This window comes from Streptococcus sp. 27098_8_66, assembly GCF_041431945.1.
Classification (GTDB): Bacteria; Bacillota; Bacilli; order Lactobacillales; family Streptococcaceae; genus Streptococcus; species Streptococcus dentalis.
In genome coordinates, this window is sequence record NZ_JAPVYS010000004.1 from 154253 (window position 1) to 178729 (window position 24477).

The window sequence follows — 24477 nt, forward strand, 5'->3', positions numbered from 1 at the left end:
TATCGGCATTTCTACTATATTTTTTAGTCGTAAAAAATACTAGCTAGTCACTTTATTTATGTTTCTAAATCAGGACAAAGAATGGAGGTTGTGATTAGCTTAGTAATTTTTCAAAGAATTGGATGACCTCCGGTTTGAGATTACTTTCCCTCGGTTCAACTAATGAAACGTAAAAGCTGATCCGTTCGTCTTCATCCATCGGAATGGCAATCAATTCCTCTTCATCATCTGTTAGTGCAAGATCTGCTAGTAAACTGATCCCCACTTGTTTACGAAGAAGTTGTTTTAGGAGCTGAATATCATCCGTCTGAAAGAAGGGCGTAGCCTCATGGTGATAGCGCTCATTCAACAGTTCAAAGGCTTTTAAATGAACAAAGTGCTCATCTGGAATGATAAAATCTTCATCGATGACGTCTGAAAATTGTAATACTTTTTTTGAGGCTAGTGGATGGTTGTGATGAAGGATATAGAAGAGATCTCGTTTGGCCATTTCTCTTACCTGGAAGCGATGATCTTTAATCGGTTCTAAACTCCCTAAAAAACTAGCATCTAGTTCTCCTTTGGAAAGTAATTCCAAAAGTTCGACAGACCCTTCTTGAACAGGATGGATACTTTGAAGAGCTGCAACATTACTGATAAAGGCGGGTTGTTTTCGGACAAGATAGTCAATGATGATTGGTGGGAAACCAATCGTATTGAATTGAGAGAGACTCCGGAGGATCTCTTTTTTAGCTCCTTGAATCTCAGGTAGGACCTTTTGAATATGTCGTAGCAAGATTTCTCCTTGGGGCGTTAATTTGAAAGTACGGTGAGAAGGATCGTGCGCGATTAATGGGCAGTGAAATTCCTTTTCTAGTCGTTTAATCGCATAGGAAACGGATGGTTGACTGATCCCGTGTTTTTGGGCAACCCCAGTAAAGGATTGCTGTTGACTAAGATCAAAAAAATAATAAAAGTCCTTAAGATTCATTGGGCTCCCTCTTCTAAATAGACAGACATGGATAAGCAAAAATTATCCGTGATAGCTAATTTGACTATATGATTTTTTGTTTGTTACAATCTGAGGTGAGTCAGAGGACAATTAAAGGCTATCTAAAAGATCTTCAAAAATCGTTAGGATCTTTTCCCTTTTTCCAACTGGAAGTTGTTTAATTTTCATGTTTACTCTCTTAAGTGAAAGGCTGTCAGTAGGATCTGAAGACGCTTCGAGTGAATCAAAATTGAAGAATTCTTCAGGCGTTAACTCAAGAGCAGAAATGACTTTTTCAAGACTGTGAATGGTCAGATTCACGTTTTGATTTTCCAATTGATTGATGTATTTTAATCCAAGATCTGCCCGTTCCGATAGCTCCTCTTGACTCATGTTTTGTTTTTTTCGCAAATATTTGACCTTTTGCGCTATATACCGTTGTAAATAATGTTTTGTTTTCATGTAACCAGAATACAAGTTTTAAATGACAAAAATAACACCTTAAACAAAACAAAGTATTTTATAACAAACATATTTTAGATTTATTATCTATGGTTTTTATAGGTATTGATCATCATAAGTGGAAAAAAGAGTACCTGAAAACAGTGGATCTTTTGATGAGAATAACCTTCTAAAAGGTGGAAAGGAACAGGCTTTTTTAAGAGATGACCGTGACTATCTAGGAAGTGATGGATAAACCTATTATTTTGTTATCTATTGAAATCGCATCATTTTCGGTTGTATCGCCTGAACTTTCATTGCCTGATTCATTCATATTGTATCATATACATAACAAAGTGTCATTTAAAGAAAATAAGTGTTATAATAGAATAAAATAAATAAGGAGGTCACATGATGACTGCACATGATATTTTAAACAACCCTTTCCTTAACAAGGGAACTGCCTTTACCTTAGAGGAACGTCAGAAACTAGGTCTCATTGGCCTCCTGCCACCTTACGTTCAAACCATTGAAGAACAAGCAGCGCAAACTTATGCGCAAATGCAAACAAAGGTTAATGATTTGGAAAAACGTTTGTTCCTAATGGAAATTTTTAATACAAATCGTACTCTATTTTACTACCTATTTGCTCAACATTTGGAAGAGTTTAATCCCATTGTTTATGATCCAACTATTGCCGATACCATCGAAGGCTATAGCGATCTTTTTGTAGACCCACAATATGCGGCCTATCTTGACATCAATCACCCTGAAAATATCGAAGCGACTTTGAAAAATGCAGCGGGTGATCGTGAAATTCGTCTTATTGTTGTGACAGATGCAGAAGGTATTCTCGGTATTGGTGACTGGGGTACAAATGGTGTCGATATTTCTGTTGGGAAACTGATGGTCTATACTGGAGCTGCAGGAATTGATCCTTCAATGGTACTTCCTTTGGTCATTGACGCAGGTACCAATCGTGAAGAACTTCGTAACAATCCTAATTACTTGGGAAATCGCCACGAACGTGTGCGTGGTGATCGTTACTATGATTTTATCGATCAATTTGTCCAAACTGCAGAACGTCTTTTCCCTAAACTCTACCTTCACTGGGAAGATTTCGGTCGCTTAAATGCTGCCAACATCCTTGAAAAATATCGAAAACAAATCCCAACCTTTAACGATGATATCCAAGGAACTGGTATTGTAACCCTTGGTGGGATCTTTGGGGCATTGGATATTACAGGTGAAAAATTAACGGATCAAGTTTATCTCTGCTATGGTGGTGGGACTGCTGGTGCAGGGATTGCTTCTCGTGTCCTTCGTGAAATGGTTAGTGAAGGTCTGCCTGAAGAAGAAGCTTATAAACGCTTCTTTATGGTCGACAAACAAGGTCTCCTTTTTGATGATATGGATGACTTAACGCCGCAACAAAAACCATTTGCTAAGAAACGTTCTGATTTTGCCAATGCAGATCAGTTGACGGACCTTCTTGAAGTAGTGAAGACGGTTAAACCAACCATTCTTGTGGGAACTTCAACTCAGCCAAATACTTTCACAAAAGAAATTGTAGAAGCTATGTGTGAAAACACTGAACATCCTATCATTTTCCCATTGTCAAACCCAACCAAACTAGCTGAAGCAAGTGCCAAAGATTTGATCGAATGGTCAGACGGAAAAGCATTTGTTGCAACAGGAATTCCAGCTGGTACAGTTTCCTATAAAGGTGTGGACTACGTGATTGGTCAAGCGAATAACGCACTGATTTATCCAGGTCTTGGACTTGGTATGCTGGCTTCTGAAGCGAGTCTGTTGACGGATGAAATGATTGGAGCTGCCGCACATTCATTGAGTGGTATTGTCAATCCAGGCGAACCAGGAGCACCAGTCTTACCTCCATTCAAGTATGTAGCTGATGTGTCTATCAAAGTAGCAGAAGCAGTTGCTAAAAAAGCGCAAGAACAAGGTCTTGCGCGTGCTCAAGAAACAGATATGGCTAAAGCAGTTCGTAATTTAAAATGGTACCCAGAATATAAATAAGTAAATGGGAATGGGGTGTACGAGTGCGACTGGATGCCTCGTACACCTTTTCTTGTATATCCTGTTAGATAGAAAGGGAGACTATGGAAATCTTTTTAACGTCAATTCAGAGTATTGTGCCCATTATCGTCATCATCATTCTTGGTTATTTCTTGCAAGTCCGTGGTTGGTTTCAAGAGAGCTTCGGAAATGACTTATCTAAACTGATTATGAACGTGGCCATGCCTGTTGCAATTTTTACCTCTGTTCTTAAATATTTAACTTTAGATAAATTGATTAGCTTGTCTGGCGGTTTGCTCTATACGTTTATCGCCTTCATTCTTGGTTACCTAGCGGCCTTTATCGCAGTGAAAGTTTTTAAAGTGCGCCCAGGACGCCGAGGAACCATGATTAATACCTTTGTTAATGCCAATACCATATTTATTGGTTTGCCTTTAAATATCGCTTTGTTTGGAAATCAAGCCCTTCCTTACTTCTTGGTTTATTATATTACAAATACAGTATCTACTTGGACATTAGGTGTCTATCTGATGACTTCTGATAGTAAAGAAGGGGCTTCAAAACAGGCTCAAAAATTTAATTGGAAGAAGCTTTTCCCAGCTCCTTTATTAGGTTTTCTCGTAGCCCTCGTCTTTTTGGTGTTACGTATTCCTGTTCCAAGTTTTGCGGAAAGTACCTTGACTTATATTGGTAGTTTAACAACGCCCTTATCTCTTGTCTATATCGGTATCGTCCTAGCTAAGGCAGGACTTAAGACAATTCGCTTTGATAAAGATACCATTATCACACTGGTTGGTCGTTTTATTCTTGCACCGGTCATCATGCTCTTGGTTCTGAAGTTCTTCTCTCCAAATATGGTGGCACCAGAATTTAGAACCTTTATGATTCAATCAGCAACACCAGCCTTGGCAGTTCTTCCTATCCTTGCCAATCAAGGTAAAGGCGATGTTGAGTTTTCAACGAATGTGGTCACTCTCAGCACAGTCTTATTTGTGATTGTGGTTCCAATTCTGCAGACATTGTTGGGATAGCATTTATATGAAAATGATGTAGTTTTAGTGCTATACATTCGTCAAAAAGGACGTCGGGTATTATACTCGACGTCCTTTTTAAACGGATGACTAGATCAACACATAGGTTTCAACCGCTTGCCCAGCCCCGTTTTCATTGTTGGTCTTTGTCACGACAGTCGCTTCCTCTTTCACTTCTTGAGGAGCGTTGCCCATAGCGACACCGATGCCTGCTTTTTTGAGCATAGGAAGGTCATTGAAGTTGTCCCCCATGGTGAGGACTTCTTCTAAGCTCAAGTGGTAGTGGTTGGCGAGTTCAACCAGAGCATCCTCTTTAGAGACGTGCTTAGCAGTAACTTCTAGGTAGTTGGCTTTGGAGAGATAAAAGGCGGTAGAAGGGAAGTCATCGGCAGAAATAGCACGATAGAGGGCTTGGATCTCTTCTGCATCTCCAATTAAGAGCAATTTGTGGAGGGGCTTTGTCATATCCAGCAAAGGATCCAATAGGGGAAGAATAAGAGGTTTTTCCCCTGTAATCCGGGCTTCCTCTCGGCTCCATTGGTCGAGATGATCGGTCATCCAGTCTTTTCCGCTATAGAGGTTGATCGAAACTTGAGGGAAGTGTTGGTTGGCCCAGTCGATAAACTGACGAGCTTCATTCTTGTCTAAGGGATGCTCAAACAGAACCTGCTCGCCTTTTTGAATCAAGGCCCCGTTGTAGCAGGCCATGGGGCAGTCTTCTATACCGAGTTCTTTGGCAATGGGTGCCATTCCTTTGGGGGAGCGAGCAGAGGCTAGCACGAAAGGGATCTCTTCACGCTTTAAATCTGGGATCAATGCTGCCAACTCTGGGTCAATCTGATGGTGGTCATTTAAGATGGTGCCATCGATATCGCTGATGATGAGACGAATGTGAGTCATAAAGATTACCTCCTAATAGAGAATAGTGGTTTCGTTGCCGACTTGTTTAAGGATGTCAGGGCTTGGTTTTTGATCAGTAATCCAATAGTCAAATTGTTGGAGACGAGCGAGATAGTAGTTGGCATGTTGGTGGAACTTGGTACTTTCTGCCACCAGCACCTTGGTACGAGCTCGTTCAAAAACGAGAGACTTGACGGCAACGTCTTCAGCATCCTCAAAGGTGACTTCGCCATTGGCTAAGCTACTCGCTCCAAAAAAAGCGAGATCAAAGCGAAGATTGTCCAGTATTTGTGCTTGATTCGCGTCATAGTAGAAGCGGTTTTTAGGGTAGAATTTTCCTCCTAAAAGATGAAAGTCAACCTGGGAATGGCTACTGAGCTGGATGGTATTGTCAAGGGAATGCGAATAGACTGTGACTTCCTTATTAAGCAAGCCAGCAAGCAGGGTCATCGAGGTAGAAACGTCGAGAAAGATCACTTGGCCATCTTGGATCAATTGCAGGGCCTTTTGAGCCATAGCAGTCTTTTCCTTGTTGGCTTTCTGACTACGGTCTAGGTAAGAAGGGCCGGGTTCTTTGTTTAAGGGGAGGAGTCCACCATGGGTCCTGCGGACCAGCTGGCGCTGACTAAGGAGAGCGAAGTCTCGACGGATGGTATCTTTTGAGACCTTGAAATAGTCGACCATTTCTTTAGCCGATAGCTGTTTTCGCTCTTCTAAGAGTTCTAATATTTTTTCGAGTCGTTGTTCCTGATACATGAGCTCGCTCCTTGTTTCTGTTCTTGCCTATATTCTACATCATTTATTAAGTTAATGCAAGTGTTTTTAATTATTTTTAAGCATTTATGATCTTTTTCCTTGTAAAGCCTTATTCTGACGTTTGTTTTAAAGGGGAAATTCTGCTATAATATGTCAAAATAACGTGGAGGTTTCCTTATGGCCAGTGAATATGAAAAAATGATTGCGGGTGACTATTATAGACCTGCGGACCCTGAATTACGGGCTTTGGCAAAAGCCTCTCGGGAGAAACAAGAGGCCTTTAACCAAGAGGTGGATCCTAAAAAGGGGGCATCCATCATCAAAGAGTGGTTTGGATCAACCGGTGAAAACCTCTATCTCAATCGCCAGGTTCTTGTGGATTATGGGGGCAACATCCATATAGGAGAAAATTTCTATGCCAATTACAATTTGACCATGTTGGATATTTGTCCCATTACGATCGGAAAGAATGCCATGATTGGTCCCAATTGCCAATTTTTGACCCCCTTACACCCGCTGGATCCAGATGAGCGCAACTCGGGTCTTGAGTACGGAGCTCCGATTACGATAGGGGACAATTTCTGGGCAGGAGGAGGGGTCACCATCCTTCCTGGTGTCACGCTGGGTGATAATGTGGTCGCTGGCGCTGGGGCAGTCGTGACCAAGTCTTTTGGTGACAATGTGGTCCTTGCAGGAAACCCAGCCCGTGTCATCAAAGAAATACCCATTAAAAAGGAGAAGGGATGATCCAAAAACATGAAATTCCTATTTTAGAGTTTGATGACAACCCGCAGGCAGTCATTATGCCGACCCATGAGGGACTTGATCTGCACCTACCTGAAAAATGTGTGTATGCTTTCTTGGAGGATGAGATTGATCGCTTTGCCAAAACTGTTGGAGCTGAGCAAGTGGCTACCTTTGTTTCAGCTACCAAGGCTTATCCAGTCTATGTTCTGGAGCACCAAGGGGAGAAAGTCTGCTTGGCACAAGCGCCAGTTGGATCTGCACCTGCTGCCCAATTCATGGATTGGTTGATTGGCTATGGGGTGAGGAAAATCATTTCCTCAGGAAGCTGTGGCGTCTTGGTGGACATAGAAGAAAATGCCTTTTTGATCCCGACCAAGGCCTTGCGAGATGAGGGAGCCAGTTACCATTATGTAGCGCCTTCTCGTTATATCGAAGTGGACAGTCGTGCACTGACCGCCATTGAAACTGTCTTGAAAGGAAAAGATATTCCTTATCAAGAGGTCATGACCTGGTCGACGGACGGTTTTTATAGAGAAACACCTGACAAGGTGGCCTATCGCATTGAAGAAGGGTGTCGTGTTGTGGAGATGGAGTGTGCCTCACTTGCAGCAGTCGCCCAGCTTCGTGATGCAGTTTGGGGCTTGCTCCTATTTACCGCAGATTCTCTTGCAGACCTAGAAAATTATGACCAGCGTGACTGGGGCTCAGAAGCTTTTGAGAAGGCCTTAGAATTATGCCTAGAGATGGTTCACCACTTATAAGCCTTTTCTCTTTTTATGATATAATGAAGCTATGTTAGACAAACTATTTTTTAAACAATGGCGGGCCAAATTGACTCGCCTGTCTCCGGCAAGGCGGATCTTTCTCAGTTTTGCTTTGGTTATCCTGTTGGGATCGCTCTTACTGAGTTTGCCCTTTGTCCAGCAAGTAAGCTCAACAGCAGGATACATCGACCACCTTTTTACCGCGGTCTCCATGGTCTGTGTGACAGGACTCTTTACCCAGTCGGTTGCTTCAACCTATAATGGCTGGGGGCAATTGATTTGTATGCTCTTGATTCAGATTGGGGGCCTGGGGATTTTGACCTTTATCGGTCTCTTCTTTATGGAGAGCCGTCAAAAGCTCAGTTACAAAGACCGGCAGACCATTCGAGACAGCTTTAGCTTTAGCAATAACCAGAGCTTGGCCCGTTTTGTCCGCTCCATCTTTATTACCACCTTTACCATCGAAGGACTGGGAGCCTTGCTCCTCATGATTCGCTTTATTCCTCGCTTTGGCTGGGGCCATGGGATTTTCAACTCCATCTTTGTTGCTGTCTCGGCCTTTTGTAATGCAGGTTTTGATAATTTTGGGAGCGATAGTATGATGAGTTTCCAGACCGATTGGTTGGTCAATCTGACCTTGTCTGCTCTGATCATTACTGGGGGCTTGGGCTTTATGGTCTGGTTTGACCTAGCCACCAAGGCCCGCAACCAATCGGAACGCCGGACTCTTCGCTTTCATACCAAGGTGGTTCTCTGGTTAACAGCTGCTATCCTTCTGTTTGGGACAGTAACCAGCCTCTTGACCGAGTTTGATAATCCTGCAACGATTGGCTCCCTGCCCTTGGGAGAGAAAATTTTAGTCAGCTTCTTCCAAACGGTCAGCATGCGGACAGCTGGTTTTGCCTCCTTAGACTATACAGCAGTCCGGCCAGTGACGCTCTTCATCTACCTCTTGCAGATGTTCCTAGGTGGAGCACCGGGTGGTACCGCAGGAGGGATGAAGATCACCACCTTCCTGGTCCTCTTGCTTCTGGCTCGGAAGGAATTGTTGGGGCTACCGCATACTAACTTGGGAAAACGAACGATTTCACCAGACATTGTTCAACGTTCCTTTGGGACGGCGGTGATTTTCCAGTTGACCTTCTTACTGGGTCTGTTAGGAATCTGTTTGGTGACCCCGGATGGCCAACGCTTTATTTATCTGGTCTTTGAGGTGGTGTCGGCTCTAGCGACAGTCGGAGTGACGGCTAATGTCACCTCAACCTTAAATGGAGCGGGACTAGGCATTATCATGGTGCTCATGTTTATCGGACGGATCGGTCCCTTGACCCTTATGGTCAGCTTGAACAATTACAAGGCCAAGAAGGCAGACACCTTGCAGTATGCCAAGGCAGACATCATTATCGGATAGGAGAAACTCATGGCGAATCGGACCATTGGAATTTTAGGATTAGGAATCTTTGGACAGAGCGTTTTAAAAACCTTGCAGGACCAGGATGTGGATATCATTGCAATTGACGATCACGCAGATGTGATCAACCAGTATGAATCCATGATTACAACTGGAATTGTCGGAGACATTACAGAAATGGACCTCTTGGATGCGGCAGATATTGGGAACTGCGACACAGTCGTTATCGCAACAGGTGAAAATCTGGAGTCCAGTGTGCTGGCGGTCATGCACTGTAAGGCCCTTGGTGTTGAGCGAGTCATTGCCAAGGTCAAGAATGAAGTGACCAAGGAAGTCCTTGGGAAGATTGGGGCTGATTTGGTCATCCTACCAGAGGTAGAAGCAGGCATGTCTCTAGCTAAGATGATCCTCTTCCAACACGGGATTGAAGTTTTCCAGTTGGATGAAGCAGTGGTGGTAGCCGAGTTCACGGTTCCAGCCAGCTGGGTAGGTAAAAGCCTTCAAGACTTGGCGGTCAGAGAGGAGTACCATCTCAATATTATCGGCTATCGAGATGCGGAAGACCAATCGCTTCATATTCAGATTGGTCCCGACTTTGTATGGCCGGCTGAGGTACGCGTGATGGCAGTGACAGACAACCAGTATCTGGATAGAATCCAAGATTTGTTAGACTAATGGTGTAATGGAAACGGCCGAAAGGTCGTTTTTTTCTCCTCTAGGTTAACTCTTCTTTAAGCAATGATTGCTAAAGTAAGAGAAACAAAAATACTTCCATTGTGGGAATAGAAGGATGAAAGATGACATTTTTAAACAGAATACGACCCAAACAGCCCTTAAAAGAGCTCAAATGGTTTGATATTGGTATTGTGACGGCCATTCTCTTTGGGCAATTCATTATCCGCTCGACCCAGCTGTTTTTAGCCAGTTTTCAGCCAGTCGCGCAGACTGCAGTAGCCACAAGCAGTAGCAATACCGCAAGTGAAGGAGCTGCTTATTCCAGCAATATGACCTTGCAGTTGATCTTGCTGGCTCTAGCTCTTCTTTACTTGCTGCTCCGTCGCTTTGATTTTAAACAATTGCCGATCCGCTTCAAGTGGTCCACCTTGATCTGGGTGCCTTTGCTCTTTGTAGCGATGGGACTTTTTGGGGATGTAATCTCAACGGTTTCGGGTGAATACAATTATCTAAGTCCGAGTCTTTGGCCTTTTATCGATCCTATGCAGATCCTCCACAAGTTCATGGCTTTGAGTCCCATGGCGATTGCTTATGGCTTACTCAATGGATTTTATGAAGAATTTTTCTTTTTGGGCTTAATGACTTCGGTGAGTGAGAAGAGCAAGTGGAAGGCGTTGGCCTTTTCAACCCTGATCCGTTTTTCTTTCCACACCTATCAAGGGCTTCTCTGGGCCTTTGTGATTGGCGTCATTTATGGACTCTTTTATTACGTCATGTACAAGAAGGTCGTCAAGAATCTCTTGCCATTTTTCCTCATGCATGCCTTGGCAGATATGTTTGGCTCGAGTCTCATGTATCTCTTGATCAATTGGGGAAGTTGATCTTATAAAATTTTAGGAAAGGCTCTGTCACGTGTTGACAGGCCTTTTTTTGAGTGCTATAGTAAAAACGTAAGCGCTTACCTAGCGAAACGAAGCAGATGAAAAGAGGGCGAGTCAGATGCCCCATAAAAAGAGGAGGACAGACAAATGGCAGGACCAGTGATAGGTGGAGAAAACTATCGGATCTCCGTATTAACGGAATCTTTGGTGCGCTTGGAATACTCAGAGGATGGTATTTTTGAGGATGGTCAGACGCAAGTTGTGCAAAATCGTGATTTTGGACCTGTAGCCTGTGAGGTCGTAGAGACAGAAGAGGTCCTCGATCTGCATACGGAGCATCTCCACCTTCATTTTGAAAAGGGACCTTTTACACCGGATCGGCTTTTTATCGAGCTCAAGGGTCAGTATGCAGTCTATGGTAGCCGGTGGCACTATGGAGATCAGCCTGAGACCTTGAAAGGGACCAGTCGGACGCTTGACGAGGTCGATGGAGCTATGGAGTTGGAAGATGGGATCTTGAGCAAGGCCGGTTATGCTCTTTTGGACGATTCCAGTTCCTACTTGTATGATGTCGAAAGCGGATTTAGAGCACGGCCATGTCCAGAAGTGGATCTTTATTTCTTCGGTTATGGGCGCGATTATCTAGGGGCCTTGAAAGATTTTTACCATCTGACGGGACAACCCCCCCTCTTGCCACGTTATGCTCTGGGAAACTGGTGGAGTCGGTATTGGCCTTATACCAGTCAGGAGTACACAGATTTAATGGATCGTTTCAAAGCTGAAGGGGTACCTTTGGCTGTCAGTGTGATCGATATGGACTGGCACAAGACAGCAATTCCTGCTCGCTTTGGAAGTGGTTGGACGGGCTATAGTTGGAACCGGGACTTGATTCCTGATCCAGCTGCCTTCTTACATGGTCTTCATGAGCGTGGTTTAAAGGTGACCTTAAATGTCCATCCAGCAGATGGCATTCGCGCCTTCGAAGATGCTTACCCTATGGTCGCAAAACGCTTGGGATTAGATGTGGAAAAAGAAGAAGCGGCTAGCTTTGACTTTTACAGTCCAGCCTTTCGCGAAGCTTATTTCGAAGATGTCCACCATCCCTTGGAAAATCAAGGAGTCGACTTTTGGTGGATTGATTGGCAACAGGGAAGTCATGGCAAGATGGATCCCCTTTGGTTGTTAAATCACTATCATTATCTAGACAATTGCCGAAAAGGCCAAGCTGGTCTCATCTTATCGCGTTATGGGGGTCCTGGTAGCCACCGGTATCCGATCGGTTTTTCAGGGGATACCATTGTGACTTGGGAATCCCTAGCCTTTCAACCCTATTTTACCAGCACAGCTTCAAATATCGGTTATACGTGGTGGAGTCACGATATTGGTGGCCATATGCGGGGTTACTATGATGAAGATTTGGCTCTTCGTTGGTTGCAATTTGGGGTCTTTAGTCCGATCAATCGTCTCCATAGTTCTTGTAATGCTTTTAACAGCAAGGAACCGTGGTTTTACTCGCCTGAGACCTGTCGCTGGATGAAGCAGTATTTGCGTCTGCGTCACAGCTTACTGCCTTATCTTTACACCATGAATGTGGCGACGCATGAAGAAGGACTGCCTTTGATTCAGCCTCTCTATTACCATTACCCAAACGAAGAAGAGGCTTATGAGGCTAAAAATCAATATTTCTTTGGTAGTGAACTCATGGTGGCCCCAATTACAGAGGCTCTGGATCCTGTCTATCATAGTGCTTCTGTGAGTGTTTGGTTCCCAGACGGAGTTTGGTATGATTTCTTCCACGATTGGAGATACGAAGGAAAAGGCAAGCTTACAGTCTTTAGAGCTAGCAAGGATATTCCGGTCTTTGCGCGTGCAGGAGCCATCATCCCTATGGATGCACAAGCACAGACAGGGGTAGAGCTCCCAGAAATGCTGGACTGGCATCTTTTCCCAGGTGACAATCGTTCCTTCGTACTCGTTGAAGGAGAAGGAGATAACAAGGTTGAAACCCGCCTAACTGTCAATTGGGATGAAAGAAAGATTAGGCTGGATTTAACAGGTGATCGAACGCTGCTTCCTGAAAAGAGACAGCACCGGTTCTTCCTCCATACCTTTGAGACAGCCCCTATCTTAGTGGACAATCACAGTCAGGAGATTGCGATGGGTGAGCTGCAATCGCGTCCTACCGCAAAAGAAGATCGGATGTTTGAGCTCTTGAAATCTGCCAACCTGGCCTACGATAGAAAGAATGAATTATTTGCGGCTTGTTCAACAGCCAAGGATTGGAAACAGTTGATGAAGATCATTACGCCTTTAGAGGAAGGTTTGCGTCAACGTCTCTTTGAAGTGATTTATTCCAGTGAAGAGAATGAAGACTTGTAAATTCTTGCAATTTTACCCCTATTTTTGTATGATGAAAGTGATTTCACAATCATAAAGGAGAAGAAAAAATGGAACAAAAATGGTGGCATAATGCCGTAATTTACCAAGTTTATCCAAAGAGTTTCAAGGATAGTAATGGCGATGGCATCGGGGATCTCAAGGGGATCACGAGCAAGCTAGACTACTTGGAAAAATTAGGGATTACAGCGATCTGGCTCTCACCAGTCTACAAGAGTCCCATGGATGATAACGGCTATGACATCTCGGATTACGAGGATATTGCCTCCATCTTTGGTAGCATGGAAGATATGGAAGAATTGATCGCAGAAGGCCATAAACGCAAGATCAAAATCATTATGGACTTGGTAGTCAACCATACCTCTGATGAGCATGCTTGGTTTATCGAAGCACGTGAAAATCCAGACAGTCCAAAGCGGGATTTCTATATTTGGCGGGATGAGCCCAATGGCATTATTTCTGCTTTTAGTGGCTCTGCTTGGGAATTTGATGAAGCCTCAGGCCAATACTACCTGCATAACTTCAGTAAGAAGCAACCAGACCTCAACTGGGAAAACGAGGAGCTTCGTCATCAGATCTATGACATGATGAACTTCTGGATTGACAAGGGAATTGGTGGCTTCCGTATGGATGTGATCGATATGATCGGTAAGATCCCAGATCAGGAAATCATCAGCAATGGTCCCATGCTCCATCCTTACTTGAAGGAAATGAATCAAGCGACCTTTGGCGATAAGGATCTGCTCACAGTGGGAGAAACTTGGGGAGCAACTCCAGAGATTGCCAAGCAATACTCCAATCCAAAAAATCAAGAATTGTCCATGGTTTTCCAATTTGAACACATCGGCCTTCAATACCAACCGGGTCAACCAAAGTGGCACTACGCTAAGGAATTGGATGTGCCTAAATTGAAGGAAATTTTCACCAAGTGGCAGACGGAATTAGGAGAAGAGGAAGGCTGGAATTCCCTCTTTTGGAACAACCACGATTTGCCACGGATTGTGTCAACTTGGGGGGATGATGGCGACTATCGTGTCAAATCTGCCAAGGCTTTAGCGATTCTGCTTCACTTGATGAAGGGAACTCCTTATATTTATCAAGGGGAAGAAATCGGGATGACCAATTTTCCATTTAAGAGCCTTGAGGACGTAGAAGATATTGAGTCGATCAACTATGCTCATGAAGCCTTAGAAAAAGGGGTTCCGCTCGAAGTGATCATGGATCAAATCCGCCATATTGGTCGGGACAATGCCCGGACACCGATGCAGTGGAATGATGAAGCAGAAGCTGGCTTTACGACAGGTCGTCCATGGCTTGCGGTCAACCCAAACTACAAAGAGATCAATGTAGAGGCTGCCCTAGCAGATCCAGACTCTATTTTCTATACCTACCAAGCCCTCATTGCTTTGAGAAAAGAGTACCCTTGGCTTGTGACCGCTGATTATGAATTGGTGGACGCAACAGACAAGGTTTTTGCCTACAAGCGGGTAGAAGGAGAGCAAGCCTATCTGGTGGTTGTCAATCTCTCCAGTCAAGAGCAAGAGTTACCGCTCGTCAATGGGGTTGAAGAGGTTCTCATTGCCAATACCAAGGTAGAACAAGTCCTCGAATCAGGCAAGTTGGCCCCTTGGGATGCCTTCTGTGTCAAACTAGCCTGATAAAAGTAAGAAAAATAGAGGAAATTACTTCCTCGTAGAAGCAGGTCTTTCTCAGTTGAGAAGGCCTGTCAGATTGGGAACGACGTCATCTAAAAAACTTTCCTTAGGTGAGTTACGGACGTCAGCGAACTTCTACGAAGTTCCAAGACTAAATCAAGATACAAAGGGCGACTGCGGATAAAGGCAAAATAGGAAGTTTGACGAAGAATCTTTAGATTCTAGGAGAACTTATCTTTTTGACACAATCCGCAGCCCGTGTTCAATTCGTATTGAGCCCCTTCGCTCTTTAATTTCTGGGCTCAGGCTAAAACAGTTTCCCAAACTGTTTTACTCTCAAAACTCCCGAGTGCTAGAAACAATAGTGTTTCTAGCACTTTTCTCACAGCGGAAAGTTTCACTAGATGATAGAATCATTCTAAGGAATACATTTTTATAGAATTTCTTAGATTTGTAAACAGAAGCAATTTGTTTATGCTTGCACAGGTCTTTCTCAGCAGAGAAGGCCTGCTTTATTTTTAGGGGCTGTTCTTCTAGCAGAATCCGCTCAAAAATGGTTCGGGGACGCTTGAGCTATAGGAAATATTTATAAGGAGTCCTAGTTTTTACTTTTAATTTCTGGTCTCAAGGCCCATCAAATCCATGTTATAGTTTTTGACTATAACAAAATTCGTGTAAAAGCAATTATACAAGACGCCTATCTTCTGATATGATAGTGTCAATTAGAATTTTTGGAGGACACAACATGTCAACTACAATTATCGGTTTCCCACGTTTGGGTGAATTCCGTGAATTAAAATTTACAACTGAAAAATACTTTAGAAAAGAAATCTCAGCAGACGAGCTCTTGGCAGCTGCTAAAGACTTGCGTGCTAAACACTGGAATATTGTTAAAGAACAAGGCATCTCAGAGATTCCTTCAAACGACTTCTCACACTACGACAATTTCCTTGATGCAGCCTTCCTTTTCAACGTCGTGCCTGCATCTGTTCAAAACTTGGATTTGACAGACCTTGAACAATACTTCGCTTTGGCGCGTGGTTACCAAGGTGAAAAAGGGGATGTGCGTGCCCTTCCAATGAAAAAATGGTTCAACACCAACTACCATTACATCGTTCCTAAATTTGAAAAAACAACAGAAGTGAAATTGGCTGGTCACAAGATTTTTGATGAGTACCAAGAAGCCAAAGAATTGGGGATCAACACTCGTCCAGTAGTGGTTGGACCATTCACTTTCCTTCAATTATCTGACTTTGAAGATGGTGTGAAAGCTGAGGACTTCGTAGACAGCTTGGTTGCTGCTTACCAAGAAGTCTTTGCCAAATTGGCTGAGCTTGGTGCGACTCGTACTCAACTCGATGAGCCAGCTCTTGTCAAAGATTTGTCAGCTGAAGAAAAAGCTCTCTTCTTGAACCTCTACAACAAACTCTTGGCTGACAAGAAAGGCCTTGAAGTCTTGATCCAAACCTACTTTGGTGATGTTCGTGATGTCTACAATGACCTTGTGAACTTGCCAGTAGATGGTATTGGTCTTGACTTTGTTGAAGGCAAGAAAACACTTGAATTGGTGAAAGGTGGCTTCCCAGCTGATAAGACCCTTTATGCAGGTATTGTGAATGGGAAAAACATCTGGCGCAACAACTATGAAAAGAGCTTGGAAATCTTGGATCAAGTTCCAGCTGAAAAGGTTGTCTTGACGACTTCTTGCTCCCTTCTTCATGTGCCATTTACAACGGCTAACGAAGATTTTGAACCAGCTATTTTGAACCACTTCGCCTTTGCGGTTGAAAAATTGGGTGAATTGCGTGACTTGGATGCCATCCGCAATGGTCAAGGGGCGGAAGCTCTTGCTGCCAACAAAGAACTCTTTGCAACAGAACGCGTTGGAGCAAATGCTGAACTTCATGCTCGCATCGCAGCTTTGACAGAAGCAGACTACACTCGTTTGCCAGCCTTTGCAGAACGGGAAGAAATCCAAAAAGAAGCCTTCAAGCTTCCAGCACTTCCAACAACTACCATTGGTTCATTCCCTCAAACCAAGGAAGTTCGTGCTAAACGTTTGGCCTTCCGTAAGGGTGAATTGACACAAGAAGAATACGATGCCTTCCTTGCTGAAACGATCGACGAATGGATCAAATGGCAAGAAGAAGTTGGATTTGACGTACTTGTACACGGTGAATTTGAGCGGAACGACATGGTTGAGTACTTCGGTCAAAACTTGTCTGGTTACCTCTTCTCTAAAAACGGTTGGGTACAATCATACGGTATGCGTGGGGTGAAACCACCAATCATCTGGGGTGATGTGACTCGTCTTAACCCAATCACTGTGAAATGGTCTAGCTACGCACAAAGTCGTACGGACAAACCTGTTAAAGGGATGTTGACTGGACCTGTTACCATCCTTAACTGGTCATTCCCACGTGAAGATATCTCTATCAAGGATTCTACTCTTCAAATCGCTCTTGCCATCAAGGATGAAGTTCTTGACCTTGAAGCTGCAGGCGTGAAGATCATCCAAATCGACGAGGCTGCTCTTCGTGAAAAATTGCCACTCCGTCGTAGCGACTGGTACGAAGACTACCTTGACTGGGCGATTCCAGCCTTCCGTTTGGTACACTCAACTGTTGCACCAGACACACAAATCCACACTCACATGTGTTACTCAGAATTTACAGATATCATCCCAGCTATCGACAACTTGGATGCAGACGTCATCTCATTTGAAGCTAGCCGTTCAAACCTTGAAATCTTGGATGAGTTGAAAGCCAAAAACTTCCAAACAGAAGTTGGACCTGGGGTTTACGATATCCACTCACCACGTGTCCCACAAGACGGTGAAATCGATCACACTATTGAAGCAATCTTGGCAAAAGTACCAAGTGGCAAAGTTTGGATCAACCCTGACTGTGGTTTGAAGACTCGTGGAATTAAAGAAACAAAAGAAAGCTTGATCAAACTCGTTAATGCTGCTAAAGAAGCGCGTGAACACTTGTAAGAAATGTTTCGAGGACCTTCTATCATCGTGTAGAGGGTTTTCGAATCGTTCCCTTATCCTAGAAATAGTGGCTCAGAGTTCTTGATCAAAGAAACAAAAGAAAAGGATAGAATATGTCACAACACACACCGTCTCTGTCATTTGAAGTTTTTCCTCCAAATCCTGAAGTAGGCAATGCCAAACTCTTACGTGCTTTGGCAAATATGCAGGAGCTAGCTCCTCACTTTATTAGTGTGACCGCTAGCAATAATAAATACAATATCAAAGAGACGACGGTTGCTTTAGCCAATTACATTCAAAATGAATTGTCTATTCCGACGATTGCTCACTTGCCAGCCGTCTATTTGAGCAAGGAAAAAGTGGCCGATACTCTTCATGAGTTAGATGAAGTAGGAGTTCATCGGATTTTGGCTCTGCGTGGGGATATTATCCCTGGTGTGGAACCTTTAAAAGACTTTCGTTATGCAACGGATCTGATTGAATTTATTAAAACAGAAGCTCCCCATTTTGAGGTGATTGGTGCTTGCTATCCTGAGGGACATCCGGATTCTCCAAACCAAATTTCAGATATTCAAAATCTTAAAAAGAAGGTAGATGCAGGGTGCTCTAGTTTGGTCACTCAACTTTTCTTTGACAATGAGCGTTTCTATGATTTTCAAGATAAGTGTACTTTAGCTGGGATCAATGTTCCTATTCATGCAGGAGTGATGCCGATTCTCAATCGCAATCAGGCCCTTCGTCTCCTTAAGACTTGTGAAAATGTTCATATCCCACGGAAGTTTAAAGCGATTTTAGACAAGTATGAGCATGATCCAAAGTCTCTTCGCGCAGCTGGCTTGGCTTATGCAGTCGATCAAATTGTTGATTTGGTTACTCAAGATGTGGCAGGTGTCCATCTTTACACCATGAACAATGAAGATGTCGCTTACCACGTCTACCAAGCAACAAAGGCGTTATTTGCTCATCAACCGAATTTTGAAGGGAATTAATCAACACTTTTGGTAGGAAGTGTAGAGATTGAGAAAGAATCGTTCTCAGTCTCTTTTTATTTGGATAAATTACTTGCTAAAAGCCAACTTTTTTTATAGTATTAATATGAAGTTTTTGGAGGCGCTTGCAATGAAGAAAAGTCTGAAGTTGAAGTTATTTGGACCCCCTAAGGTTGTTTTCAATCAGAAAACTATTCGGTTTTCTTTCTCGAAGATGGAGGCCTTGCTTTATTACTTGGCAGTCATGGGCCAGGTCAACCGAGATGAAATCGCCGGTATTCTTTGGGGAGATAAGGAAAACCAAGTAGCTCGCAAAAACTTACGGAATACGGTTTACCAAGCCAATAAAATCTTTGAAGGAGATATCATTGTCTCACCAAGCCGGAGTAGTTTGGCCCTTAATCCTGACTTGAATCTTTCTTTGGATGTTCAGCTCTTTGAAAGAGATCCACTAAGTGCCTTGAATCTCTATCAGGGAGACTTTCTAGAGGGCTTCTATGTCAAGGATGATGAAGACTTTGATCAGTGGGCTTCTCGCAAACGAGATGCTTATAGGAAGCTCTATGTCGAAAGCTGCTATCAAAAAATTGAGCAGGTCGGTTTTGCAGATCCTGGTATAGAACTCTTGCTCCATCATTTGGTAGAACTGGATGAATTTGAAGAGAAAAACTACCAGCTCTTGATGGAGTATTATAGCTTCCATCATCAGCTAGGAAAATTTTTTGAAACTTATTATAAGCTAGTCGATTTATTGGATCGCGAGCTCAGTGTGCGTCCCAGTCGAGCGATTGAGGAATTTTATCACTCCGTTTTGGAAGCCAAACGAACTCATAAACTGACCAATCGCTTGAATATTCGTGAACTTCCCTTTTTTGGTCGGAAACAAGAACTCTCGCAGCTCGAGGAATACCTCTCTTTAGTAGAGACGGGTGAAGCGGTAGGACCGTTTCTCGTGATGGGGCAATCTGGAACAGGTAAGAAACGTCTCTTGCGGCAGTTGGTCTTGATGTCCAATCGCAGTTTTCACTTTATCAAGGTTGAAGGAAGAGCTACTAGTCAGCGCTACGAAGGAAGCAACTGGAATGATCTCAGACAAGCGCTAGAGAAACTGGGGGATGAGATGGGGATTTCCCTTCTGGAAGAGGAGGATGATCGCATTTCTGTATGGAATCAGCTTCAAGGCCTTAGCAAAGAAAAACCGCTCGTGATCCTGCTTGAAAACGCCCAGTGGATCGATCCAGTGTCTCTAGAAAAAGTGAAACAACTAGAGGAAAGAAGAAACCAGGAGAAATGGCAACTGATTTTTACAGCTGAAGAGCCTCTGCCAGCTTCCTTCGTCAACTTCTTGGGGAGCTTGAAGGTAGAGAAACGGCTGTCTCAACTAGAGTTGACCAATTTTGATCCAAGTGAAAGTCGTGCTCTCTTGAAAGGGGAACTGGGAGCAATAGAGCCGGCAGTGATGGAGCAGATGGTCGAATGGAGTGAAGGCAGTCCGTTCTTGCTGTCCAGCTATATCGAAGAGTGGAAAGAAAATGAAAATTTAGAACCCTTGCCTGATATCATTCAAGCCTATCTTTCTCAGGAACTTGGGGATATGAGCAGTGAGGAAGAGGCTCTTCTACACTACCTATCTTGTTTTCATAAGCCAATTTCTCTGTCTATCTTAGCAGAATTGACGGCTACAGAGCTTCCTGTTTTGACAGAGTTAATCGAGCCTTTATCTGAAAGAGCGATCGTCTCAATCGTAGAAGAAGGAGAGGCTCTCATGGTTCAATTCTGCAAGCAGTTGGTAGCCATGTACTTTTACCATCTTCTTTCTCCAGCTAGACGGCGGCTCTTCCACCAACAAATTGCGCAAAAATTGGAAGAAACTTTAGAAGATTCGACGGACATTCTTCTTTATAAGGAAATTGCCTACCAATACAAGCAATCCCAAAATCTTTTGCGTTCCTTATCGTTTGAGTTGACCTATTTAGAAGAAATCCTTCAGCTGGAGCATGAGCTGTTTCCGATTTATTCCAAGGTAGATGAAGGGGGCCTATCAGATGGTACAAATAGCCATTTGGACATTTTTGGAGAGCTATCCCGCATACGCCAAGAATTAGAAAACCTCTTTTCAAGGCACCAAAGAGATAGAGAATACAAGCATTTACAACTGCGTTACTTGTATCTAGAAGGTCGCTATTTTATTCGGAGTGGGGAGTATCAAAAGGGGATTCATGATATCCAAAAAGTTATCTCCTATGCGCGGGAACTCAAGCAATCCGACTTCCTTTTAGAGGGTTATCGGCAAATCATCTATTATTGCATTCAAACTGAAAATATCTCTGAGATGGCCTATTATACAGATTTGGCTTTGGAAGATGCCATCCAAGCTAATAATCATGAGGTCATCGCGATCCAGTTGCGTTTGAAGGGCTTGTATCACCTGATGGTTGGGGATGAGGAGCAGGCGACCCGGCATCTGTATCGCTCCATTGATTGCTTTAGTTTGACCAATAGCATGCAGGCTAAGTATGCCATTCAAATTGCAGCTTCTTTGGCCTACCTCGCTGAAATCGAGCAAGTGAGAGGCCATTTCCAAGTAGCCGTCACCCACTTAGAAGAGGTTCTGCGTTTGGTGGGAGATCAAGCTGTTGATTCCGTCCGTGTCGTCTTTGATATTGATCTTGGAATCGCCTATTATTGGAAGGGAGATTTGATCCAAGCTCGCCTCTGTTTTGACAGAGCTCAGAAGATTTTGTCCAGTGTTCGTTTCCCTTGGAAGGAAGAATTGCTTGAATTTTACCAATCCTTGATTGCTTGTCAGCAAGGGGATCACGAGAAGGTTGCGGCTTATCTGGCTCGAAAAGAAAGGACGATGAATCCATCTGCCAATTCGCGGGATAAGGGGATGGTTCATTATCTATTAGCTTTCTTATCTGATCAAAAGGAGAAAGGAGAAGAGCTCGCTCCTGCCCTGAGTACCTTCTTGAAAGAAGATAAGAAATACTACAAGAAGGTAGCAGAGCAACACTTGAATCCCTACAGAGATCGTCAGTTTCTTAAGAAATTAAAAGACCTGTAGTGTCTCTTGTCTAAATCATAAGAGAAGACTAAGTGGCCATGCCTCCTTTCAGGCAAAGATCATTGTGCTGAAAATGAAAAAAGCATAGAAATACCCTAGCAATGAGTGTTTCTATGCTTTTTACGTGTGTAGAAATCTTCTTAGTTCAGTTTTTGTTGCGCCAATATTTGGGTTAAGTAAAAGATAAAGGTCGCGGCAAGATTTGAAGTATGATTGTCAATGTCATGAGGAGGAGAAACTTCCACGACATCAAATCCGATTAATTTACCACTGGCGGCAATGTGTTGGAGAAGCAAGAGGGCTAGTTTGGGATCGACGCCAAGTGATTGGATGGCGCTAACACCAGGAGCAGAGCCGACCGCAAAGCAATCCATATCAATAGACAGATAGATCGCGGTTTGGTTTTCTAAAAATTGATCGATTCGATCCAGAATGGCTTGGTGGCTCATCTGGAAGAGATCTTGGCCAGTTAAAAAATCAATGCTTGGTGTTTTAGCAACGTAATTAAAGAGGAAGAGGTTATTATTGTGCTCTTGGATCCCCAGAATGAGGTAAGGGAATTCCTGCCCCTTGTCTTTTGCATGATCAGCCATTTGACGAAAACCTGTTCCAGAATTGGGACCGGTTTGGTCGTAAGGTCGCAAATCAAAGTGGGCATCCAGATTGATCACAGCCAGTTGTTCATCTTTTTCCAAACTGGATTGGATCCCTAGATAGTGGCCGTAAGCAGTTCCGTGACCGCCTCCTAGGACAATAGGTTGGATCCCTAATTGGTACATGCGCTGGATAGCTTGTGAGAGACTTTCTTGGAGTTCTTCTAGTGAATGGTTGGGCCCGTCAATATTTCCCACATCATACACTGTCACATTGGTTCCCCAGTGCCATGGAAGTTTAGCGATTTGAGAACGGATGGCTGTAGGACCCTCGACCGCTCCTACGCGCCCATTGTTGATATAGACTCCTTTGTCGCTCTTAAAGCCGATGATCCCAAAGGTCATCCCCTCAAATGGAGTGAGAGTCTCGTCGTTTAGGTCTAAAAATTTGGTGACCATTCCCCATTTGGCAGTGTAGGGATTGTCCTCGATGCTACCTTGATAGTAGCTGTAGGTCATTGGATAGTAGTTTGTGAGCAAGCTTGTCGCCTCCCTTATTTTTCTGAAAGCAGGCAGAGGCTGAGAAGATCGCCAGCCTCTGTTTTGCTTTATTCTTACTGTATCAGTATTGAATGCTTAAGTCAACTGCTTTTTCGATGGTTGCTAAGAATTCTTCGCTTTCGACAACAGCAGATGCTTTATTAAGTTCTTCAAAGATTTCGATATCTTTGTCAAATTCAATGAAGTTTAGTTTTTGACGAATCAGCTCATAAGCTGGTTTTGTGCCTTTACCAAGTTCATGATTTTCTGGTTTGAGATCCAAGGCTTGGCAAGCTGCCATGATTTCAGTAGCAACGATGCGACGTGAGTTTTTAAGAATTTCTGCTGCTTTACGAGCGGCAGTCGTTCCCATGCTGACGAAATCTTCTTGGTTTTCACAAGATGGAATAGAATCGACACTAGCAGGGTGAGCCAAAATTTTATTTTCCGATGCAAGGGATGCACAAGCATACTGGGTAATCATGAAGCCTGAGTTGAGTCCAGGGTGTTTGACCAAGAAGGATGGTAATTTACTGAGTTGGCTGTTGACCAAGCGTTCCACCCGACGTTCAGATACGTTCCCAATTTCAGAAAGGGCAATGCCTAAGAAGTCAAATGGTTGCGCCATTGGTTCACCGTGGAAGTTACCTCCTGAGATGACGTGTCCTTCTTTGGTAATGATTGGGTTATCTGTTACAGAGTTGATTTCGATTTCAACTTTTTCTTTTACGTAAGCAATAGAATCCTTGCTGGCTCCATGTATTTGAGGGATACAGCGAAGTGTATAAGGATCTTGTACCCGTTGTTGAGTCGCAACAGTGGTATTCTTGCTTCCTTCAAGGAGGTTACGGATGTTGCGAGCAGTTGCCAATTGTCCACTTTGTGGGCGGATGGAATGAAGGTCTTCTTCGAATGGACTGGTAATTCCATTGTGAACTTCCATTGAGAGAGCACCAGCGATATCAGAGAGTTTGAGCAATTGGATACCATCATAAGTCGCAAGAGCACCGATACCGGTTAGGACAGTCGTACCATTGATCAAGGCAAGCCCTTCTTTGGCAGCTAATTGGATCTTTTCAATTCCAGCACGATCTAAGGCTTCTTGCCCACTGAGAAGTTCCCCTTTGTAGTAGGCACGTCCAAGGCCCAACATTGGTAAAACCATATGAGAAAGAGGAGCAAGGTCTCCAGAAGCTCCGAGAGAGCCTTTTTCAGGAATATAAGGAGTGACTCCTTTGTTGAGCAATTCTAACAGTTTTTCAACGGTTGACAGACGAATGCCAGAATAGCCTTTCAAGAGTGAGTTGATACGGATCAGCATGATGGCACGAACAGCATCTTCCGGAAGTGGATCACCGAAGCCAGATGAGTGAGTCCGGATCAGGTTTCCTTGCAGTTGAACAGTATCTTCTGGAGAGATGCTGACATTACAGAGGGAACCAAAGCCAGTGGTTACACCATAGACGACTCGTTTTTCCCGGACAATGTCATCAACGATTTTACGGGATGCGATAACGGCTTCTTTGGCTTGTTCATCAAGCTCACATTGGGCACCGTGCCGAGCTACAGCGATGACTTCTTCGAGTGTTAAGCTATTACCATCTAAATGAATCAATTGAGTCATG

Annotated in this window: 18 protein-coding genes; 12 read left to right on the forward strand and 6 right to left on the reverse strand. The window is 43.6% G+C overall.

Annotation, left to right across the window (positions count from 1 at the left end):
* Positions 1-94 precede the first annotated feature (94 nt).
* Positions 95-970 (reverse strand): LysR family transcriptional regulator, encoded by an 876-nt coding sequence (locus O3642_RS05005; protein WP_023919063.1) that lies wholly within the window; start codon positions 968-970, stop codon positions 95-97.
* 111 nt (positions 971-1081) lie between these two features.
* Positions 1082-1432, reverse strand: a complete 351-nt coding sequence (locus O3642_RS05010; RefSeq protein WP_023919061.1) for a helix-turn-helix domain-containing protein — start codon at positions 1430-1432, stop codon at positions 1082-1084.
* A 393-nt stretch (positions 1433-1825) separates the two neighbouring features.
* Between O3642_RS05010 and O3642_RS05015 the strand changes: the two genes are divergently transcribed.
* Together O3642_RS05015 and O3642_RS05020 are read left to right on the forward strand one after the other, a co-directional pair.
* On the forward strand, positions 1826-3451 hold the full coding sequence (locus O3642_RS05015) for a malolactic enzyme (protein ID WP_125826664.1): 1626 nt from the start codon (positions 1826-1828) through the stop codon (positions 3449-3451).
* An 83-nt stretch (positions 3452-3534) separates the two neighbouring features.
* The gene (locus O3642_RS05020; RefSeq protein ID WP_023919058.1) at positions 3535-4482 is read left to right on the forward strand and encodes an AEC family transporter; all 948 of its coding nucleotides are present in this window, start codon (positions 3535-3537) and stop codon (positions 4480-4482) included.
* A 90-nt stretch (positions 4483-4572) separates the two neighbouring features.
* Here O3642_RS05020 and O3642_RS05025 read toward each other — a convergent pair whose 3' ends face one another.
* Together O3642_RS05025 and O3642_RS05030 are read right to left on the reverse strand one after the other, a co-directional pair.
* Positions 4573-5382: a Cof-type HAD-IIB family hydrolase gene (locus O3642_RS05025; RefSeq protein ID WP_129299419.1), complete on the reverse strand. Its 810-nt coding sequence runs from the start codon at positions 5380-5382 to the stop codon at positions 4573-4575.
* 12 nt (positions 5383-5394) lie between these two features.
* The gene (locus O3642_RS05030; protein ID WP_070449325.1) at positions 5395-6138 is read right to left on the reverse strand and encodes a DeoR/GlpR family DNA-binding transcription regulator; all 744 of its coding nucleotides are present in this window, start codon (positions 6136-6138) and stop codon (positions 5395-5397) included.
* A gap of 177 nt (positions 6139-6315) precedes the next feature.
* Between O3642_RS05030 and O3642_RS05035 the strand changes: the two genes are divergently transcribed.
* From O3642_RS05035 to O3642_RS05080, 10 genes are all read left to right on the forward strand, one after another.
* Positions 6316-6885, forward strand: a complete 570-nt coding sequence (locus O3642_RS05035; protein ID WP_049474101.1) for a sugar O-acetyltransferase — start codon at positions 6316-6318, stop codon at positions 6883-6885.
* Positions 6882-7646: a nucleoside phosphorylase gene (locus tag O3642_RS05040; protein WP_371605539.1), complete on the forward strand. Its 765-nt coding sequence runs from the start codon at positions 6882-6884 to the stop codon at positions 7644-7646. The genes O3642_RS05035 and O3642_RS05040 overlap by 4 nt, the downstream gene beginning before the upstream one ends.
* 31 nt (positions 7647-7677) lie before the next feature.
* Positions 7678-9060: a TrkH family potassium uptake protein gene (locus O3642_RS05045; RefSeq protein ID WP_070675299.1), complete on the forward strand. Its 1383-nt coding sequence runs from the start codon at positions 7678-7680 to the stop codon at positions 9058-9060.
* Positions 9061-9069: 9 nt separating this feature from the next.
* Positions 9070-9735, forward strand: a complete 666-nt coding sequence (locus O3642_RS05050) for a TrkA family potassium uptake protein (protein WP_151190945.1) — start codon at positions 9070-9072, stop codon at positions 9733-9735.
* Positions 9736-9857: 122 nt separating this feature from the next.
* Positions 9858-10616 (forward strand): CPBP family intramembrane glutamic endopeptidase, encoded by a 759-nt coding sequence (locus tag O3642_RS05055; RefSeq protein ID WP_371605540.1) that lies wholly within the window; start codon positions 9858-9860, stop codon positions 10614-10616.
* Positions 10617-10763: 147 nt separating this feature from the next.
* Positions 10764-12995: a TIM-barrel domain-containing protein gene (locus O3642_RS05060; RefSeq protein ID WP_371605541.1), complete on the forward strand. Its 2232-nt coding sequence runs from the start codon at positions 10764-10766 to the stop codon at positions 12993-12995.
* A 68-nt stretch (positions 12996-13063) separates the two neighbouring features.
* Positions 13064-14671, forward strand: coding sequence for an alpha-glucosidase (locus tag O3642_RS05065; RefSeq protein WP_371605542.1), 1608 nt, complete (start codon positions 13064-13066; stop codon positions 14669-14671).
* 742 nt (positions 14672-15413) lie between these two features.
* Positions 15414-17663 carry a 5-methyltetrahydropteroyltriglutamate--homocysteine S-methyltransferase gene (gene metE, locus O3642_RS05070; RefSeq protein WP_371605543.1) on the forward strand — a complete coding sequence of 750 codons (2250 nt, stop codon included), beginning with the start codon at positions 15414-15416 and terminating at the stop codon, positions 17661-17663.
* A 113-nt stretch (positions 17664-17776) separates the two neighbouring features.
* Positions 17777-18652, forward strand: a complete 876-nt coding sequence (metF, locus tag O3642_RS05075; RefSeq protein ID WP_049471851.1) for a methylenetetrahydrofolate reductase [NAD(P)H] — start codon at positions 17777-17779, stop codon at positions 18650-18652.
* A gap of 130 nt (positions 18653-18782) precedes the next feature.
* The gene (locus O3642_RS05080; RefSeq protein ID WP_371605544.1) at positions 18783-21719 is read left to right on the forward strand and encodes an AAA family ATPase; all 2937 of its coding nucleotides are present in this window, start codon (positions 18783-18785) and stop codon (positions 21717-21719) included.
* A 140-nt stretch (positions 21720-21859) separates the two neighbouring features.
* Here O3642_RS05080 and hutG read toward each other — a convergent pair whose 3' ends face one another.
* Both hutG and hutH read right to left on the reverse strand, forming a co-directional pair.
* Positions 21860-22852, reverse strand: a complete 993-nt coding sequence (hutG, locus tag O3642_RS05085) for a formimidoylglutamase (protein ID WP_155126425.1) — start codon at positions 22850-22852, stop codon at positions 21860-21862.
* 82 nt (positions 22853-22934) lie between these two features.
* Positions 22935-24476 carry a histidine ammonia-lyase gene (gene hutH, locus O3642_RS05090; protein ID WP_371605545.1) on the reverse strand — a complete coding sequence of 514 codons (1542 nt, stop codon included), beginning with the start codon at positions 24474-24476 and terminating at the stop codon, positions 22935-22937.
* Between the last annotated feature and the right edge of the window lies 1 nt (position 24477).

What these genes read in the sequence shown, in the direction of transcription:
- O3642_RS05060 (WP_371605541.1), top strand. Translation starts at nt 10,764, where the DNA reads ATGGCAGGACCAGTGATAGGTGGAGAAAACTATCGGATCTCCGTATTA.
- O3642_RS05040 (WP_371605539.1), top strand. Translation starts at nt 6,882, where the DNA reads ATGATCCAAAAACATGAAATTCCTATTTTAGAGTTTGATGACAACCCG.
- O3642_RS05065 (WP_371605542.1), top strand. Translation starts at nt 13,064, where the DNA reads ATGGAACAAAAATGGTGGCATAATGCCGTAATTTACCAAGTTTATCCA.
- O3642_RS05030 (WP_070449325.1), bottom strand. Translation starts at nt 6,138, where the DNA reads ATGTATCAGGAACAACGACTCGAAAAAATATTAGAACTCTTAGAAGAG.
- O3642_RS05025 (WP_129299419.1), bottom strand. Translation starts at nt 5,382, where the DNA reads ATGACTCACATTCGTCTCATCATCAGCGATATCGATGGCACCATCTTA.
- O3642_RS05005 (WP_023919063.1), bottom strand. Translation starts at nt 970, where the DNA reads ATGAATCTTAAGGACTTTTATTATTTTTTTGATCTTAGTCAACAGCAA.
- metF (WP_049471851.1), top strand. Translation starts at nt 17,777, where the DNA reads ATGTCACAACACACACCGTCTCTGTCATTTGAAGTTTTTCCTCCAAAT.
- O3642_RS05020 (WP_023919058.1), top strand. Translation starts at nt 3,535, where the DNA reads ATGGAAATCTTTTTAACGTCAATTCAGAGTATTGTGCCCATTATCGTC.
- O3642_RS05045 (WP_070675299.1), top strand. Translation starts at nt 7,678, where the DNA reads ATGTTAGACAAACTATTTTTTAAACAATGGCGGGCCAAATTGACTCGC.
- O3642_RS05010 (WP_023919061.1), bottom strand. Translation starts at nt 1,432, where the DNA reads ATGAAAACAAAACATTATTTACAACGGTATATAGCGCAAAAGGTCAAA.
- O3642_RS05015 (WP_125826664.1), top strand. Translation starts at nt 1,826, where the DNA reads ATGACTGCACATGATATTTTAAACAACCCTTTCCTTAACAAGGGAACT.
- metE (WP_371605543.1), top strand. Translation starts at nt 15,414, where the DNA reads ATGTCAACTACAATTATCGGTTTCCCACGTTTGGGTGAATTCCGTGAA.
- O3642_RS05080 (WP_371605544.1), top strand. Translation starts at nt 18,783, where the DNA reads ATGAAGAAAAGTCTGAAGTTGAAGTTATTTGGACCCCCTAAGGTTGTT.
- O3642_RS05035 (WP_049474101.1), top strand. Translation starts at nt 6,316, where the DNA reads ATGGCCAGTGAATATGAAAAAATGATTGCGGGTGACTATTATAGACCT.
- O3642_RS05050 (WP_151190945.1), top strand. Translation starts at nt 9,070, where the DNA reads ATGGCGAATCGGACCATTGGAATTTTAGGATTAGGAATCTTTGGACAG.
- hutH (WP_371605545.1), bottom strand. Translation starts at nt 24,476, where the DNA reads ATGACTCAATTGATTCATTTAGATGGTAATAGCTTAACACTCGAAGAA.
- O3642_RS05055 (WP_371605540.1), top strand. Translation starts at nt 9,858, where the DNA reads ATGACATTTTTAAACAGAATACGACCCAAACAGCCCTTAAAAGAGCTC.